General features: G+C 61.1%; 12 protein-coding genes and 2 tRNA genes. 5 read left to right on the top strand and 9 right to left on the bottom strand.

All coding sequences use genetic code 11. The features are described from left to right. Window positions 1-53: 53 nt before the first annotated feature. The 4 genes from Q0I65_RS00070 to rlmD form a co-directional block, all read right to left on the bottom strand. Complete coding sequence (locus Q0I65_RS00070) at window positions 54-1,418, bottom strand: tetratricopeptide repeat protein (RefSeq protein ID WP_296058509.1); 1,365 nt, start codon at window positions 1,416-1,418, stop codon at window positions 54-56. A gap of 39 nt (window positions 1,419-1,457) precedes the next feature. Beyond that, complete coding sequence (locus Q0I65_RS00065; protein WP_296058507.1) at window positions 1,458-1,985, bottom strand: peptidylprolyl isomerase; 528 nt, start codon at window positions 1,983-1,985, stop codon at window positions 1,458-1,460. A 245-nt stretch (window positions 1,986-2,230) separates the two neighbouring features. After that, a tRNA-Glu gene (locus tag Q0I65_RS00060) sits at window positions 2,231-2,305 on the bottom strand. 63 nt (window positions 2,306-2,368) lie between these two features. Beyond that, entirely contained in the window at window positions 2,369-3,721 is a 1,353-nt protein-coding gene (rlmD, locus tag Q0I65_RS00055) for a 23S rRNA (uracil(1939)-C(5))-methyltransferase RlmD (RefSeq protein ID WP_296058505.1), read from the bottom strand. Between the two features lie 77 nt (window positions 3,722-3,798). On the opposite strand from rlmD, the gene Q0I65_RS00050 reads away from it, so the two are divergent. Further along, a tRNA-Arg gene (locus tag Q0I65_RS00050) sits at window positions 3,799-3,874 on the top strand. Between the two features lie 180 nt (window positions 3,875-4,054). Here the strand turns inward: Q0I65_RS00050 and cydC are convergent. After that, a complete protein-coding gene (cydC, locus tag Q0I65_RS00045; protein ID WP_296058503.1) occupies window positions 4,055-7,567 on the bottom strand; it encodes a thiol reductant ABC exporter subunit CydC in 3,513 nt (1,170 codons plus the stop codon). A gap of 294 nt (window positions 7,568-7,861) precedes the next feature. Then, the gene (locus Q0I65_RS00040; RefSeq protein ID WP_296058501.1) at window positions 7,862-8,848 is read right to left on the bottom strand and encodes a glycosyltransferase family 2 protein; all 987 of its coding nucleotides are present in this window, start codon (window positions 8,846-8,848) and stop codon (window positions 7,862-7,864) included. Between the two features lie 267 nt (window positions 8,849-9,115). Between Q0I65_RS00040 and Q0I65_RS00035 the strand changes: the two genes are divergently transcribed. The 4 genes from Q0I65_RS00035 (at window position 9,116) to Q0I65_RS00020 (ending at window position 13,355) form a co-directional block, all read left to right on the top strand. Beyond that, entirely contained in the window at window positions 9,116-9,532 is a 417-nt protein-coding gene (locus tag Q0I65_RS00035) for a GtrA family protein (protein ID WP_276997113.1), read from the top strand. A gap of 24 nt (window positions 9,533-9,556) precedes the next feature. Further along, window positions 9,557-10,939, top strand: a complete 1,383-nt coding sequence (locus Q0I65_RS00030) for a glycosyltransferase (RefSeq protein ID WP_296058497.1) — start codon at window positions 9,557-9,559, stop codon at window positions 10,937-10,939. A gap of 45 nt (window positions 10,940-10,984) precedes the next feature. Further along, window positions 10,985-12,574: a DEAD/DEAH box helicase gene (locus tag Q0I65_RS00025; RefSeq protein WP_296058495.1), complete on the top strand. Its 1,590-nt coding sequence runs from the start codon at window positions 10,985-10,987 to the stop codon at window positions 12,572-12,574. A 418-nt stretch (window positions 12,575-12,992) separates the two neighbouring features. Further along, window positions 12,993-13,355 carry a hypothetical protein gene (locus Q0I65_RS00020; protein ID WP_296058493.1) on the top strand — a complete coding sequence of 121 codons (363 nt, stop codon included), beginning with the start codon at window positions 12,993-12,995 and terminating at the stop codon, window positions 13,353-13,355. A 254-nt stretch (window positions 13,356-13,609) separates the two neighbouring features. Here the strand turns inward: Q0I65_RS00020 and Q0I65_RS00015 are convergent, their stop codons facing one another. The 3 genes from Q0I65_RS00015 to Q0I65_RS00005 form a co-directional block, all read right to left on the bottom strand. Beyond that, complete coding sequence (locus Q0I65_RS00015) at window positions 13,610-14,908, bottom strand: radical SAM protein (RefSeq protein WP_296058492.1); 1,299 nt, start codon at window positions 14,906-14,908, stop codon at window positions 13,610-13,612. Window positions 14,909-15,474: 566 nt separating this feature from the next. Further along, complete coding sequence (locus tag Q0I65_RS00010; RefSeq protein WP_296058490.1) at window positions 15,475-15,963, bottom strand: hypothetical protein; 489 nt, start codon at window positions 15,961-15,963, stop codon at window positions 15,475-15,477. 63 nt (window positions 15,964-16,026) lie between these two features. Continuing rightward, the gene (locus Q0I65_RS00005) at window positions 16,027-16,869 is read right to left on the bottom strand and encodes a tetratricopeptide repeat protein (protein ID WP_296058488.1); all 843 of its coding nucleotides are present in this window, start codon (window positions 16,867-16,869) and stop codon (window positions 16,027-16,029) included. Window positions 16,870-16,958: the final 89 nt, after the last annotated feature.

Below are 16,958 nucleotides of genomic sequence, written 5' to 3'. Positions count from 1 at the left end.
ACCTTTCTTGTTCGGTTCGTTTTATTCCCACGCGCCCAAAGCGCGCGAAATAGTTAGTTTTGGCTGGGGAAATAAAGCTCGACGTTCGAAATCTTCCAACCGATGAGGTCGCGAACCATCGAGATCTTGTACTGCACTTCCCCACCCTGGTCGGTGGTTGCCTTCACGTAAACGGTCGAGTTGCTCATCGATTTGTCGACGCCGAGCACCTCCGCGGAGGAGTCAGTCACAATCGGGCCCGTAAGCGAATCGATGTCCTCAACGTCCTTCGAGAACAGGGCATCGGAGCCGGACGGGTTCGCGAGCAGCTCCTTGGCGACGCTTTCCTGCGTCGGGAAGCCGTAGCCTTGGGTGTAGGCGAACACGGCGGCGCCGAGCGCGAGGATGATCACGATGATGATGGCCACCACAATCTTAAGGCCGACGTTTCTGCGCTTGCGCTCCTGCTTGGCGATGCCGCGCGACCACTGCTCGAGCTCTTCGTCGCTCGCGGTGAAGAAGCGGTCGTCGTTGCCATCCGCGTAAGCTTCCGGATAACCCGGCGCGCCTTCCATGGGGCCGTCGTCGTAATAGTACGGGTCCTGAGGAACTGCTTCGGCAGGATAGCTTTCAGCCTCGGGATAGACCGCCGTACCGTCGGCGACCACGTCGAAGCCCGACATGTCAACAGGCGCGAGCACCTGCGTAGGCTGGGAAGACGTTCCCTGAGCCACGGCGCCCACCGCGCGCTGATAGTCGACGCTCGCGGAGTCGGAGAGAAAGTACGTCTGATCGGCGATGGCCGACTCGAATGCGGAGACGGCCTTCGCCATCTCGCCGCACGCGACGTAGGCCTGACCCAGATTCGCGTTGAGCTTGTTCTTCATCGCCTGGGGCATGTCGAACTGGAACGCGCTCTCGTAGGACGCGACCGCATCTGCCGGACGGTTGAGGGCCATGAAGCAAACACCCAGGTTGAGCAGCGCCTTCGTAGGATCGGGATTGCCCTCGTCGAGCGCGGCCTCGCGAAACGCGACGCCCGCCTCCGCGGTCTTGCCCACCTTCATGTACGCGTTGCCCATGCCGATGTAGGCCTTATAGCGCGCGTCGTATCCCTCGTCGGCCACCGCGGCCTCGAAATAGTGCACCGCGTTGTCGTAGTCGTGGAGCGACGCGTACGCCATGCCGAGATTGCAGTCGACCGCGCCCTTCATGTCGTAGGCGGGATCGGCCACGGCCTGCGTGTACGCCTGGATGGCCTCGTTGGCATCCCTCAGCTTGATCAGGCAGTTGCCGATCTGGTGGTACAAACGCCCCGTCTCGCCGGGCGCCGGCGGCATAGCCTCATCCTGCAGACACTGCGTGAACGCCATGAGCGCGCCCTGGAAGTCCTTGGCGTCGTAGAGAGATTGCGCTTTGTTGAAAAGCTCGTTGTTCATCTGGTTCCTTCGATCCGGGCAAAACGCCGGGATATCGGTTTATTCGTTGGCGTTCTCGATCTCGATCTTCTCGATCACATCGCCCACGCGGAGCTGACCGATGACGTCTTTGCCCTCGATGGTCTGGCCAAACACGGTGTAGCCGTCGTCAAGGAAAGGCTGCGCGCCCAGGCAGAAGTAGAACTGGGAACCCGCGGAGTTGGGGTTTGACGAACGTGCCATGGCGAGCGTGCCGTCCTTGTGCACATTGTTCGGGTTGGTGGTGTACTCCTCATGGATGGAGTAGCCCGGGTTGCCCGTGCCGCAGCCGCGACGAGAACCCTCGTTGATGACCTGCTCAGGCGTGAGGTCGCGCGTGTTCGGGCAGCCGCCCTGGATGACGAAGCCGGGGACGTAGCGATGGAACTTCAGGCCATCGTAGTAGCCCTTCTGGGAAAGCTCGACGAAGTTGCCCACGTGGATGGGGGCGTCGTTGCCGGCGAGCTGCACGCGGATGGTTCCCTTGGAAGTGGTGAGGACGGCGATTTCGTTGCCGTTCGGCTTGTATTCGGGGGTGTACAACGCCATAAGGCGGCTCCTTTGCGTTTCCTTGACCCGCAGGGCGGCCGACCAGGCTGCACGGGCGGGCAGATGATTGCATACGAACCTGTATTTTACCAGTATGCGGCGAACATGATGCAAAAACCGCAATGTTCGCAAACGAAGGCAAAACCAGAAGACACGCGGGTAAGGGGCAAAGGAACAACTACCGCCGTTTTAGCGCGCATACGAAAAACGGGCTGGAAGATAACAACCAGCCCGTTCATTTCGAATGGTGCCCCCAACGAGAATCGAACTCGTGTCTCAGCCTTGAAAGGGCCGCGTCCTAACCTCTAGACTATGGGGACGAAGTCGCTTCCTTGCGAAAGCAGCCAGGATATTATCGCAAAGGTCGCGGCCCTTGGCAAGAACTATTTTGCATTTTTCTGCACAAAAATGCTCACGACCTCGACGTGGTAGGTCTGGGGGAACAAATCGACCGGCTGCGCGTAAAGCAGCCCATAGCCGTTGTCCTCGAAGCGCGCCACGTCACGCGCCCAAGTCGCGGGATTGCAGCTCACGTACGCCACGCGCTCGGGGCGCGCCGCAGCGATGCTTTCCACCACGCCGTCCGCCAGGCCCGCGCGCGGCGGGTCGACGACGAGCGCGTCGAGCTCGCCCAGCTCGGGAAGCTCGCGGGCCGCATCGCCGCCGATAATCTCGATGTCGACCCCGTTGGCGTCGGCGTTGCGTCGCAGATCTCGCACGGAGCTTCCCGCCGATTCGACGGCGATCACGTCGGCGCCCGCCGCGGCGAGCGGGATGGAGAACGTGCCGCCGCCCGAGTACAGATCGGCAATGAGCATCTCGTCAAGGCCGACAGGCCCCTCATCGCCTACTTCCCCACCGAGCCCGCGAATGACCTCGCCGATGAGCTTTTCCGCCTGCGCGGTGTTCACCTGGAAAAACGACGGCGCTGCCACGCGGAAGGTGAAGCCGAGCAGCTTCTCCTCCCAAAAGCCCTTGCCGTCGAGCACCTCCACTCCCTTGATCTTGCGCGCGCGACCGGGGTCGGCGAGCACGCGCACAATGCTCGTGGCCTTGAACGACCCCTTGAGGATGTTGGCCACATGGCCGCGCGGGAAGGCGGCGGGCGTCGTCCAAAGCGCGACCTCGGTGCTGTGGGTGCGCACGCTATGCCGCACGCCGACGCGGAAAATTCCCAGGTCGTCCGCACCTTGCGCGAAGCGGAGCGCCCCGCGCAGCGCCTTGGGGGCACGCTCGATCTGCTTGTAGGCAACCGGGCACGTGGCGCTCGCGACGACGTCTTGGCAGCCTTCATCGTGAAAGCCCAGCTGGAACATGCCCGCCGCATCGAACGCCGCGCCGAGCTCGATCTTGTTGCGATACCCCCACTGTCGCTTGCTTCCCAGGCAAGGGCGCACGAGGGCAGCCGCGCGTTCGTCTCCGAAGCCGGCCGTGCGCGAAAGCGCCGCAACGACGTTGTCGGTCTTCGCGGCAAGCTGGGCCTCATAGCTGAGGTGCTGCCAAGGAGCGACCCCTTGCGACGACGGCTCCGCCCAGGTGGGGGCCACGCGGCACGCCGCAGGCTCTTTCACCTCGGTGATGCGCGCACGCGCAAAGGAGTGCTTCTCCTCCGTCAGCTCAATGGCGAGCACGTCGCCCGGCGCACCGCCTTCGACGAACACGGCCTTGCCGCTCTCAAGATGCGCGACCGCCTCGGGGCCGAACCCCATGCGCTCGATCGTTACGATTTCTCCCATGCCCTTTGCCCGTTCTCTTTCATTTTCGATATCGATGTTTGCGATTCACCCATGATAGCGTATAATTCCTGGGTTGTGCCCCTGTAGCTCAGGGGATAGAGCGTCTGCCTCCGGAGCAGAAAGCCACAGGTTCGAATCCTGCCAGGGGCACCAGGGTAAAATGAAAACGCCAGGCCGCAAGACCTGGCGTTTCTTATTGCAGGGATAGCCGCGCCCGCAGCACCCGCTCGCGAGTCTTGCAAGCCCCACGGGGCGCAGCGCCTTCCCACGAGCCCCGTGAGGCAGCGCTTCCCGCACGTCGCCATCTACCCCGCGGCGCAGCTCTCCCTCGCACTACGACACCCGGCCGTGCTCGACCGAGTAGGTCGCATCGGCGATGGCGGCGGCGCTCGGACGATGGCTTACGAGCAGCACCGTCTTCCCCGCCCGATTGTCGGCGAGCGCCCGCAGCACGGCGGCCTCGTTCAGGGCATCCAAGTTGCTCGTGGGCTCATCAAGCAGCACGAAGGGCGCGTCGTGCAAAAACACGCGCGCAAGTCCCAGTCGCTGGCGCTCGCCGCCCGAAAGCGCATCGCCGAGTTCCCCCACCTGAGTATCGAGGCCTGAAGGAAGCCTGCGGACGAAGCCGGCGATGGAGGCCTTTTCGCACGAGGCCATGATTTCCTCATCGCTCGCGCCCGGCTTCGCGAAGGCAAGATTGTCGCGCACGGTGCCCGCGAACAGGTGCGTCTCCTGCGTCATGAAGCCTTCCACCTGGCGCAGGCTCGCGGTGGCCACGCGGCGAACGTCGCGCCCCGACACCTCGATAGCGCCGCTGCTCACGTCCCAGAAGCGCATGAACAGCTTGAGCAGGGTCGACTTCCCCGATCCCGAGCGTCCCGCGATGCGAACCACCTGACCTGGCTGAATGCTCAGCTCGACATCGGAGAGCACGCACGCATCGCCGTACGAGAAGTCGACATGGCTCGCCATAGCGCCGCTGAACCCGTCGAGCGAGACGCCGTCTTCAATCTCTACGGTCTGCGGACTCTCGTCGAGCACGTCGAGCACGCGGGCGCCCGATGCGAGCGTCTGCTGCAGCGTCGAACCCAGGTTCGCCACGGCGATGACCGGGCCGAACGATGACATGAGCGCCGCGCACGCGATCGCCGCCGGGCCGAAGGCGATCGTCCCGCTGTTCGCCAGATGCATCGCCGCGAGCAGCATGCCCATATCGAGCGCGAGCACCACCGCACCCGTCGCCGCCATGGCCACCGCCGTGCGATCCTTCAAGCGACCTTCCACCTTGGCGAGGTCGCTCATGCGGCAGGCCAGCTCGCACGCGCGATCGCCGGCGCGCCCGAACTGCAGCGTTTCGCGCAGGCCGCGCAGGCTGTCGAGCACGAACGCGTTCATGGAGCCGATGGCGTCGCGCACCTCGCGCCCGCCCGTGCCGCTCGCCTTCGACGAAATCCACGGGACCGCAATGCCCACGACCGCGTAGGAAAAGGCGGCGAAGGCGGCCAAAAGCGGCGAGAGCGTTGCCGTGAACGCCACCATGACGACCGACACGATAAGGGCGATCGCGGCGGGCGAGAGCGTGTGCGCGTAGAACACCTCGAGAAGCTCGATGTCGCCTGTGAGCAGGGACACAAGGTCGCCCTTGTCGCGGCCTTCGAGCTTTGCGGGCGCAAGCGTGCGCATCTTGCCGAACACCTTGTCGCGCACGAGCGCGAGGATCTTGAACGCCAGGTAGTGGTTGCACAGCTGCTCGCCATAGCGAAGCGGCCCGCGGACCACACCGCACACGACCACGAGCGCGCACGCCACGCCTAGAGGGACAACGCCCCACGAGCCCGCTGCATTGAGCAGGCCGTACGCTGCGAACACGGTGAGGAAGATCGCCGCGAGGAAGCCGAGCACACCCAGCACGATGGCGAGCGCCATCACGGGAAGAAGCGGGCGCGTAAGCCCCACAAGCCGCGCCATGATGGAGAAATTGGAACGGCGGCGCGGCACTGCGGCGCCCGGGGTCCCGCGGCGGGCGTCACCCGCAGGCCGCACCGGCTCGTCGGCTTCGCAAGGCGACTCCGGGACGCTCGCGCCCGGGATCGCCGTCTCGCCCGAGGCCGCTTCCCCGTCGCCCTGCGCGAACGCCTCCAACTGCGACTGGCTCTTCCACAACCGCGCGTAGGCGCATCCGCGCGCAAGCAGTTGGGAATGCGTTCCATGCTCCACAAGTTTTCCCTGCTCAAGGACATAAATCTCATCGGCATGCTCGATGGCCGACAAACGATGCGAGATCATGATGACCGTGTGGCTGCCCGCAAGCTCGCGCGCGGCTGAGATGATAGCGGCCTCGCTTTCGGCGTCGATGTTGCTCGTGGCCTCGTCGAAGATGTAGATGGGCGAGTCGTGCAGGAGGGCCCGGGCGAACGCCAGGCGCTGGCGCTGACCACCCGAGAGGTTCGCGCCCTCTGCCGCGATCTCCATATCGAGACCGCCCGATTCGCGCACGAAGCCCGCCAACCGGCACTTCGCGAGGGCGCCCCACAGCTCGTCGTCGCTCGCATCGGGCTTGGCGAGCAGCAGGTTCGCTCGCAGCGTTCCCTTGAACACGTAGCTTGAGAACGGCACCGTGGTGACGGTCTTGCGCAGCGACTCGGCTGAGATGTCGCGCAAATCGATCCCGCCGATGCTGACGTTGCCCGCATAGCGCGCGTTCACGCCCGACAAAATGCCCGCGAGCGTCGACTTGCCCGAGCCGCTCTCGCCCGTCACGCCGATGAAGCTGCCACGCGGCGCCGAGAAATCGACCCCCTCAAGCACCTGGCGCTTCCCGTCGTAGGAGTACCCGACACCGCGGCATTCCACGCCCGCATCGCGCGGGTCGACCTCGCGTGCACCGTCAACGGGCAGGGGCGCATCGAGGATCGCATACATCTTCTCCGCCGCAGCCATGCCGCCCATGGCCGTGTGGAAGAACGAGCCCAGCGTGCGCATGGGGATGAAGAACTCGCTCGACAGAAACACGATGGAGAAGGCCGCAGCGAACGTCGCCGCACCGCACGAGAACTGCCACAGCACGGAGATCATTCCCACCGCCGCGCCGCCGAACGCGAAGAGGTCCATGACGGTGATCGAGTTCAACTGCATCGTGAGCAGGCGCATCGTCGCCTTGCGGAAGCTCTCGGCCGCCCCGTTCATCTCCTCGTGCTTGTGCGCGTCGGCGGAATAGATCTTGAGGGTCGTAAGCCCCTGGATCGCTTCGAGAAACATGCTGCCCAAATCGGTGTAGCTGCCCCAGTAGTTGCGCATGGTACGGCGCGCGATCTTCTGCACGCAGACGATGGATGCGGGAATGAGCGGCACGCACACGAGCAGCGCCACGGCGGCGGGAAGCGACAGGGGCGAAAGCGCCACGAACAGCGTCAAGGGCGCGAGCAGGGCGTAGAAGAGCTGCGGCAGGTATTGGCCAAAGTAGCTCTCGAGCTGCTCGGTCCCCTCGACGCTCACCTGCACGGCGACGGCAGTCGCCACGGTCTCGCTGTAGGCGGGCCCGAGCGCTGCGAGCTTGTCGTAGACCTGCTGGCGAATGGAGCATTTCGCGCAGGAAGCGGCCTTGCGGCCCATGCGCTGCGCCGCCGTCTGGCACACCATGCGCACCACGATCGCCGCCGCCGATGCCGCAAGCACGCCGATCGCCATGCCCGCGTCCGCCGCGCCCTCAAGCGTTGCCTGCAAGAACAGGCCGATCACCATGAACAGCGCGATGTTGCACGCAAGGGCCATCCACTGGAACGCCACGTCGGCGACGATGAACTTGACGGCGCCCGGCACCATCGAAAGCAAGCGTTTATCGAACACGTCTTCCCCGTTTTCACTTGTATGAATCTCGAAAGTTATACCTGGCTAATGGTAATCCAAGAGATACTTTTTGGGGAGAGAAAAGGGGAGAGATTACTCAGGCAGCGCAAAACACCTGTTAGGAAAGCCGCAACTCGCCTGCAATCACATATGCCGCCGCGTCCCGATACACAAAGAGGGTTGAAGCCGCCGCACGCTGAGCGAGCACACGGCGCGGGACCGCCTGGGCACGCCCGACACCGCCACCTGAGACTGCGGGCGCAGCGGGACGCTGCCACCGGCTTATTCCCGCAGCTATGCGTGCGTAGTCTTGCCGCATTCCTCGTAGATGCGCGTGACCTCGAGCTCGTATTGCTTGCGCGTCCCCTTCACCACCGTGTCTAAGATCAGGCCGCACGAGAACGACAGCATTCCCAAGAATATGAACGCCACGGCCAAAAGCGCGCTCGGCATCTTCGGGACGAGTCCCGTATGGGCAAACTCCCAGATCACGGGCACGCCGAACAAAAGGCCGACCACGCACAGCAGAAGCCCCAGAAGCGAGAACAACGCCAACGGGCGGTAATCCTTGAACAGCGAGAGAATCATCATGAGCACCTTCATGCCGTCGGAGAAGGTGTTGAGCTTGCTTTCCGAGCCTTCGGGGCGGTCGCGGTAATCGATGGGAACCTCAGCGATGCGCCAGCGCTTGTCGACCGCATGGATCGACAGCTCCGTCTCGATCTCGAATCCCGGCGAGAGCACCGGCATCGACTTCGCGAACACCTCGTTGTAGGCGCGATACCCCGTCATGACGTCGGAGAACTCGAACCCGTAGATGGCCTTGATGAGGAAGCGGACGAGATTGTTACCGAAGCCGTGGAAAGCGCGGTCGTTTTCCTCGCCGTAAGTGCCGTTCGACAGGCGATCTCCCACCACCATGTCGGCCTCGTCGTTCATAAGCGGCGCCAGAAGCTTGGGCGCGGCCTCGGCGGGATAGGTGTCGTCGCCGTCGACCATGATGTAATAGTCGGCGTCGATGTCGCGCATCATCTGGCGCACAACGTTACCCTTCCCCTGGCGGCGCTCGACGCGGACCTGCGCACCGTGCTCGCGCGCGATGTCGCCCGTGCCGTCGGTGGAGTTGTTGTCGTAGACGTAGATCGAGGCGTCGGGCAAGACGCGCTTGAAGTCGTCGACCACCTTCGCGATGGTGAGCGCTTCGTTGTAGCAGGGAATGATGACGGCGACGGAGGGCTTCCCCGTGCGATCGGTGGTGTTATCGGCAGCCTCAAGGCTCATGTAGGTGCTCCTCGTGAATATGTGCAATCAGCCGCGCCGAAGCGCGCAACTCAAAACTTCTAACTAGTGAATGTTAGGGGATGAAAGCCCGAACCGGCACGACGTCAAGGGAAAAACAGGGAATCAGAGGAGAACGCGCCGCAAGCAGCTCGCTGTGATAGAGTTCACGCGGGTTGAAACCGCCTGCGCGCGAGATTTGAGCGTGCTTATTGGAACCACATACGGGGCGCACGCTTAAGACGCGCGCTCGAAAGGCACTCGGGTATTGTGAAGAAACTTATCGCACAGCTTATGAAATTCGGCGTCGTCGGCGTGATCGCGTTCATCATCGACTACGGCCTGCTCGCCCTTTTGACGGAAGTCTTCGGCGTGAACTACCTGGTGAGCGCCACGATTTCTTTCACCGCGTCCGTCATCTTCAACTACCTGGCCTCGATGCGCTACGTCTTCACCCATAAAGAGGGGATGAGCCGGCGCCGCGAGTTCATCATCTTCGTGACCTTGTCGGTGATCGGCCTTATCATCAACAACCTCTGCATGTGGGCAGGCGTCGAGCTCGCGCATATCCACTACCTCATCACCAAGATCGGCGCCACGTTCATCGTCATGGTGTGGAACTTCGTCACGCGGAAGATCTTCCTCGACGGCGGAGACGCGCCTGCCGAAACGCCGAGCGAGAGCTAGGCCGGCTCGTATAGCATGGGGAACATGGAACTCACCGGTGAAATGAAGAACACGGCCACGGGCGACGCACCCAGCGCACCCGAGCGCGAGGTTGCCGTCGTCGCGAGCGATGGCGCACCCGAGCGCGAGCTTGCCGGCAGCACCCCCGACGACGCGGCGCGCCCGACGGTCATCGTGATGCACGCCTCGGTCGGCTCGGGCCATCGCAGCGCGGCGAACGCTGTCGCACAGGCGCTCGAGCTTTTGCGCGACGACCCGTCCCTTCGCGATGGCGTCCCCTGCCCCGAGGACCTAAACGTCGAGGTGCTCGACGTGCTCGACTTCGGCCGCATGCGCATGAACGGCGACAAGATGGCGTCGATGTTCACCGGCCCGACGCGTCCCATCTACGACCTCACCTGGCGCTACACCCTCACGGGGCGCCTTCTGTGGGGAGGCGGCACCGCCTGGTCGCGTATCATGTTCCCCCGTTTCACCGAGCACGTGCGCAAAACCCAGCCCCTCGCCATCGTCTGCACGCACATCACCGCCGCCAACGTCGCCGTCGGCGCGCGCATGATCACCGGGCAGTCCTTCCCCATCGTATGCGTCCCCACCGACTACGAGACGGAGGGCATGTGGCCCCATCTGCACAGCGACCTTTTCTGCGTCGCGAACGAGTCGATGGCCGAGACCTTACGCCCGCGCAAGGTGCCCGAGGAGCGCATCACGATTACGGGCATCCCCGCGCGCCCCGCGTTCCGCAAGACCTACGACAAGGCCACAGGACGCGAGAAGTTCGGGCTGCCGCAGGACAAGCGCATCGTGCTGGCGCTCGCGGGCGCGTATCTCCCCACGCCCTACGTGCGCTTCCGCGAGGCGCTCGACAAGATGCTTCCCTACCTGCACCGTTTCAAGAACACCCACCTCGTGATCGTAGCGGGCGCTGACGCGGAATACGCCGCCCATCTGCGACGGGAATGCGAGGAGCTGGGAATTCCGAACGCCACGGTGCTCGAGTACGTGGAGGGCATGGCCGAGCTCATGGCCGCGAGCGATCTGGTAATCTGCAAGCCGGGCGGGCTCACCGTGACCGAGTGCCTCTGCGCGAAGGCGCCCATGATCTTGCTCGGGCGCGCCTATGGTCAGGAGAACATCAACGTGCGCATGCTGACCTCACTCGGTGCCGCCCTGCACGTGACGACCGCGCGCGAGCTCGTCGGAGCGATGGGTCATGTCGATGCGAACCCCGCTATCGTGGAAGCGATGCTCACGCAGGGTTCCTTCCTGCGCCGCCCGAACGCGGCGATCGACATCGCTCGCAACGCGTTGCGCCTGGCCGCAGCCGAGCCGAGCACCGACGCGCGCATGCGCAAGAAGCACTTCCTCCACTTCTACTGGGGGCATACCCCCGCACACATCCGCTAACGCACTCGGCATCGCGCCGAGATGGAAAGGAACAACTGAAAAATTATGGCTTCATTCGACGATCTGGGGCTGAGCCCCAAGGCGCTTGCCGCCGTCGCGTCCCTCGGCTACGAAGAGCCGACCCCCGTGCAAGAGCGCGCGATCCCGCTTGTACTCGAAAGGCACGACATCATTGCCGCCGCGAAGACGGGAACGGGCAAAACCGCCGCCTTCTCGCTTCCCTCGATGGACAAGCTCGGGCATGCGAAGGGCGAGCGCGGGCCGCTCATGCTCGTCGTCACCCCGACGCGCGAGCTCGCCGCGCAGATCGCGGAGGTCTGCGAGGCTGTGGCGAAATCGACCCACCACCGCGTGCTTTCCGTCGTGGGCGGCGTGTCGTACAACCCGCAGATCAGCGCCTTGAAACGCGGAACCGACGTGCTTATCGCCACGCCGGGGCGCCTCATCGACCTCATGGAGCAGAAGGCTGCGCACCTCGATCGCGTGGAGGTGCTCGTGCTCGACGAGGCCGACCGCATGCTTGACATGGGCTTTCTGCCGTCGGTGAAAAAGATTGTCGCCGCCACGCCGAAAACGCGCCAGACGCTTTTGTTCTCCGCCACCATCGACCGCTCGATCGAGGGGGTTGCGGGCACGTTCTTGCGCGACCCCGAGGTGGTGGAAATCGCGCACAAGGGCGAGACCGCCGACACGGTCGACCAGTGCATCGTGCGCGTGCCGCAGGTGCTCAAGGCCGACCTTCTGCGCGCGACGATCGCCGCATGGGGGCACGAGCGCGTCATCGTGTTCGCCCGCACGCGCAGCCGCGCCGACGCGACGTGCCGCCGCCTGAAGCGCGCCGGGTACTCGGTGGAGGCCATCCACTCAAGCCGCACGCAGAACCAGCGCCGACGCGCGCTCGAGAACTTCGCGGCCGGGACGACCGACATCCTGGTGGCAACCGATGTGCTCGCCCGAGGCATCGACGTTGACGAGGTGAACTACGTCGTGAACTACGATTTGCCCACGCAGGCGGAGGACTACGTACACCGCATCGGGCGCACGGGCCGTGCAGGCGCGAAGGGCCGCGCGATTTCCTTCGTCACGCCCGAGACGCAGGAAGCGCTCGCCGACATCGAGAAGTTCACGAAGCGCGAGATTCCCGAGGTGCGCATCGAGGGTTTCGACGAGGAGGCGTGCGCCGTGGCCGCCGCCGAGCGTGCCACGAAGGCGGCAGCAAAGCGAGACCCCGACATCGCCGAGGCGAAGCGCGAGATGGACAAGCGCGAGAAGAAAAAGAAGAAGGCGCAGGCCCGCGCCGCCGAGGAGCGCGAGGAAGCGCGCAGCGGGAACGGCGGGCGCAGCGGAAAGCCAGCGGGCAAGGGCACCAAGGCGCACAACAGCAAGAAGGCGACGCATGCTGACGGGCAACGCGCCCGCAAGAGCTCGCCCGCGACAAGCAAGCCCGCCAAGGGAGCAAAAGCGCAGGCTGAACGCTCGCGCAAGAGCGCGCAAGCTCAGGGCGATCACTCGCGCAAGCAGACGCAGGGCGGAAGCGGCCGCAAGCAGACGAGCGCCGCGAAGCCGAAGGGCGACTTCCGCCCCGGCCGCGCACACCGCGCCGAAGTGGCTCGCCAGCACAGCAAGCGCCGCTAAAGGCATCCTGCGTTCCCTGAGGGAGGCCCCGTTCGCGTATTTGTTTCGGCCCAAAAGGTCGCGCGCGCGGATGTGGCGTAAGAGGGTCCTGGCGTCCGTCGCTGCAAGTTCCGATGTTACTCCTTCTTGAGGCCGCGCCTCTCGACTATCTCGTCCACGACCTCCTTGGCGCGCCGCCCGAACGCGCGGCGCCTCTCCTCGGTCGGCGCCGGCCTGCCCCCGGGCTCGGCGAAGCCCTCGACGGCCGAGGCCACGAAAGCAGCAAGGCGGATGAGCGAATGGCGCCGGTAACGCGAGCGTATCGAGCGATGAATCAGCCGATCGAGGAAGCGTCGGGAAGGAGTCCAGCAGCACCGAGGCAAGCACGGCGGATGCCCGTCGATCCGAAAGCCAAAGCACAGAACAAACCACGGGAGCCATGCCAACCGTAACGGACAGCAGCACCACCGTCATCGATGGAGACTATACGGACGCCACAAGCGCGGGGGAAGGCTTCGCTGATTCGCAATCAAACAGCCTCGCCGAATCCCAGAAGATCTGGGTCGTCGACAAGGCTGCATGGGTCGAAACGATTCCCATCTACGAGAGCGTCGAGAGATCGGTCTGCAACATCTGCGGCGCCGACATCACAGGGAACACGTCTGCCCACAGCAAGCAGCACATGCTCGCCGGAGAAGGTTCCGGCTACCACAGTGAGATTCATCAAGAAAAAACCGGAGAGAAAGCTGTTGCTCATTCCGAGGAAGGACATTGGGAAACTGTTGTCATCGGCAGACACTGAGATACAACGCCATTATGACTCCGTCGACATACCCACCCTGCAAGCACCCCAATAGTCATTCCCGAGCACCCTGATTGCAACCAATGACGATGGTACAATCAAACGCGCCCGGAACGATATCGGAATCGTTCCGGGCGCCGAGCTGACCTTATTTCAAAACCTTAGGGCAGCTCGGAGAGCACTGCTTACTGTCGCATAAGCAGCCTACGCAGGAGCTTTTGCGTACAAAACTCGCGCTGTACGCACTCTGCCTCTCAGCTTTCTTGATTATCTTCATCCTCTCTCACCTCCTTCAAATACAGGTCTAAATATTTATCTACCGAGTAAACCGGTGGATAGCAGAATGGGTCGCCAAGCTTCCTTTTTTCGAATATGCAGCCTCCGCCGCAAATTGGCATCCACGCACATGCTCCGCAGGTCTCGTCCTCGAAGGGATTCCATGTCATATACCTACATAAAGCCGCGTAGTTCACGTCGCGGCTCTCCTCGGGCACGTGTAAGTTGAATATCGCTTGGCTCTCATCTCCGATATCGTTCCAGCACTTGTAAACGTTGCATCGATCGTCAATCACATAGCTGTTCTCCGTGCACGCACCACAGAACATTCGTCTCTTAGAGAAAATATTGTCCAGATCTTCGATTGTGTAGCCCGATTTCTCAAAGATCTCGTATTCCGCTTTCGAAAACCCCTCGCAATCAAAGCATCTAAAGATGTCAGCAGGAAGCGCCTCGTAATCACGCAAGTGACCAATGTGCACATACACATTTTCAGTTCCTTGAAAGTAGTCAGCAAGTTTCTGATAATCAGAAAGATTGTTGATGTCGGCATTGACCCTAATGCTCACCTCGATGCCATGCTTAGCCATAAGCTCGACCGCAGAAAGGATTAAATCAAACTTCGGCTTTCCGTCCCGAGATGGACGCCTTTTGTCGTGCATGTCGCCCCAACCGTCAATGGTGACCTGGGCGTTACTTATCTTGCTGCCCTCCAGCAAGGCGACATTCTTCTCGGTTACGAGCGATCCGTTAGTGATAATATGTGACACATATTTAACTGCATGGGATTCGCTGAATCTAAGGAGCCCCTTGCTCCATCGAGCTATGGACTGGATGCAGAGCATAGGCTCTCCACCGTACCAATTCACCTGGAGCCTTTTGAACGGAGCACGGTCGTAGGCGCTGCGAATAAAATCCATTATTAAGCCAAATCCAGCATCATCAAGAACTCCTGGACGTGGACTTTCATAGCAATACTCGCAAGCAAAATTGCAATTTAGAGTCGGTGCTATGGTTACAGCAAAAGTTTCAGTTGCATATCGGGTTCTATCGAACTGATACTTAAGAAACTCGGTCTCATCCATGGTCTCATCAATAAGAAAACCGTTATCATACAGGCTACCTACCACCTCTTGCGGCAATAAGTCAAACTTGCCGGTTGTTAGGCATTCCAGCTCTTCATTTAAAAGAGATACAAAGCTGTTGTTCAACGTGTTGTAAACAATGGAGTCAGTATTGGGCTTCTTGATGATGTAATTAAACTTCGACGTCTTCATGTCGTTCTCGTTTCATCTCAATAGACTGCTCAGCTGGCACCAAAAAACACCAGCGTTTATTATGCGACCACCTGTATAAATTCTTGCTATGTCCCGAAAACCGCATATGCCTTATACGCTGGATACGCAAGCGACAACAAATGTGCCAAGCAAAACTTGCCAGCCTTCCCCTACCCCAAGCATTCCCAGCACAAAAAACAACTGAAAGAAAGAGCTCGAATTACTTCGAAGCGAACCGCTGCCGCGCTGGACCGAAAACGGCGTGAGAGCCATTCCCAAAACAAGAGAAATAAAGCAGGCCGCCACGATGTCCGAGAGCGCGAGCGCCAGTGTGGCACAATCTCCAAACGCTGGACATTACAAAAGCGAATCCTTCTCCGAAAAGCCAATTATCTGCCCAGTGCGAACAGCAATCGCCGCGATTCGCTGACTCGAATTTCGATAAGAACAGCTCTTGCTCTTATTAGCCGCATTGTCGATTTGTCTCAATGGACCCATCGGCAATGCGGCTTCATAAGCTTATTTGAAGAGGAAGGGAGCAAACCATCCTCTGCGACATGAATCGATTATTCGTTCAAGGCGGCGCCTATGATATTCAAAATAATCTCGTAGTACGTTTGCTCCTCCTGGAGCCTCGCCTTGCTCTTGCCGATGCTTCCAAGAGCTCCGCCTATCATCTGCCCAACAGCGAAAGACCCTCCGCCAGCAATCGCAGCGCCAAAGCCGGCTTTCGAGGCATCCGAGCGAGCGAACTTGTTCATCTGCTTGGATTTGCCTGCTGCATATACAGAGACATTGCCGAAGTTGCCTTGCTTTGTCATTATCATCGCCATGTTGAAGTAGTCACGACGATGCTCGGGGTGATATGCGACAAGAGCGGTGTAGGTACTCCCAAAAAGCCCTCCGTCCTTCGCGTCTTCCTGATAAAAAGCTACCGGAATCCCGTTTTGTTTTGCAAGGTCAGTGATTGCGGTTTGGATATTGTCGAGCGTGACATTCGCAGCGTCGCCGAATGTCACATTTCCCATCTCCTGAAGATCCTTGAGTTTAAGCATGTTCGTCTTTCCTTTCTGTGCGTATCACGATATGCTCACCGCTCGACAGGCGGATAAAGCCAATTAGAGAGTCCATTTGCCTCGCATGGTCCGCCTGAAGCGACCGAGCAGCTCTTGTGCAGGCTCAAAGCCGTTATTTGCGGCAAGCTCAATGTAATGATGCGAAAGTTCGAAATCCTGAGGGACCCCATTGCCGTCTCCGTACATAATTCCGAGAAGGCAATGCGCTCTAACATCGCCCATCTCGACAGCTTTGCCGAGCAGTCCGAAGGCCTCCGTCAGGTCGTCTTGGGAGGGGAAAGTTCCATATTCGCCGCCGATATCAGCAAGGCAAATCGCCAGGTCGCACATTACATCGGTGTTCTCTGAATTAGATTTCAGATGCTCGCGATAGTGCTGAATCGCAAGAGGGATGTTTCTCGTGGCGCCTTCGCCCGTCTGATAGGCGTCACCACACAATGCATTTGAGACGGGGTCCCCCAGCTTAGCTCCGCGTAAAGCCCATTCGAAGCCTTTTTCAAGGTCTTTCGTAACGCCTTTGCCGTAGTAGTAATCGCAGGCACAGGTGCCGATAGACTCTGGAATACCAGCATTGGCCGCCTTTTCTATATACGCATGGCCCCTCGGCTTGTCCTCGGGTACCCCGTACGAACCGTACAGGTAGACCCTTCCAAGGGTATCGTCCGCGTGCGGGTTTCCTGCCTCCGATGCTTCTTGGAGAAGGCTGATGCCCATCTCCGTATCTGCAATTACGCCAGCTCCTTCGAGGTAAAGCTCTCCGAGGCAGGTCGTCGCATTGGTGTCTCCCTCGCGCCTCATGGATTCAAGTTTCTCAATCCCCGCGTAAGAACCCTTCATCCCCATCAACGAAACTATTTCGTCAACAAGCATTTCATACGAGCTCATTCCCACAATCTCTCCTCGTATATTCTTTCTGCCACTGTTTTTGGGTGTGGCACCCACCGCTTCCAACGCAGCGGCAGCGTTTCTTTACT

It is taken from the genome of uncultured Ellagibacter sp. (assembly GCF_934643285.1).
Classification (GTDB): Bacteria; Actinomycetota; Coriobacteriia; order Coriobacteriales; family Eggerthellaceae; genus Ellagibacter.
Note: the sequence above shows the minus strand (reverse complement) of the source record. Positions and strands in the feature narration are given on the sequence as shown.

Excerpts from the sequence above, each read along its gene's own strand:
- Q0I65_RS00070 (WP_296058509.1), bottom strand. The coding sequence starts at position 1,418 with ATGAACAACGAGCTTTTCAACAAAGCGCAATCTCTCTACGACGCCAAG.
- Q0I65_RS00065 (WP_296058507.1), bottom strand. The coding sequence starts at position 1,985 with ATGGCGTTGTACACCCCCGAATACAAGCCGAACGGCAACGAAATCGCC.
- rlmD (WP_296058505.1), bottom strand. The coding sequence starts at position 3,721 with ATGGGAGAAATCGTAACGATCGAGCGCATGGGGTTCGGCCCCGAGGCG.
- Q0I65_RS00040 (WP_296058501.1), bottom strand. The coding sequence starts at position 8,848 with ATGAGCCTTGAGGCTGCCGATAACACCACCGATCGCACGGGGAAGCCC.
- Q0I65_RS00030 (WP_296058497.1), top strand. The coding sequence starts at position 9,557 with ATGGAACTCACCGGTGAAATGAAGAACACGGCCACGGGCGACGCACCC.
- Q0I65_RS00025 (WP_296058495.1), top strand. The coding sequence starts at position 10,985 with ATGGCTTCATTCGACGATCTGGGGCTGAGCCCCAAGGCGCTTGCCGCC.
- Q0I65_RS00020 (WP_296058493.1), top strand. The coding sequence starts at position 12,993 with ATGCCAACCGTAACGGACAGCAGCACCACCGTCATCGATGGAGACTAT.
- Q0I65_RS00015 (WP_296058492.1), bottom strand. The coding sequence starts at position 14,908 with ATGAAGACGTCGAAGTTTAATTACATCATCAAGAAGCCCAATACTGAC.
- Q0I65_RS00010 (WP_296058490.1), bottom strand. The coding sequence starts at position 15,963 with ATGCTTAAACTCAAGGATCTTCAGGAGATGGGAAATGTGACATTCGGC.
- Q0I65_RS00005 (WP_296058488.1), bottom strand. The coding sequence starts at position 16,869 with ATGAGCTCGTATGAAATGCTTGTTGACGAAATAGTTTCGTTGATGGGG.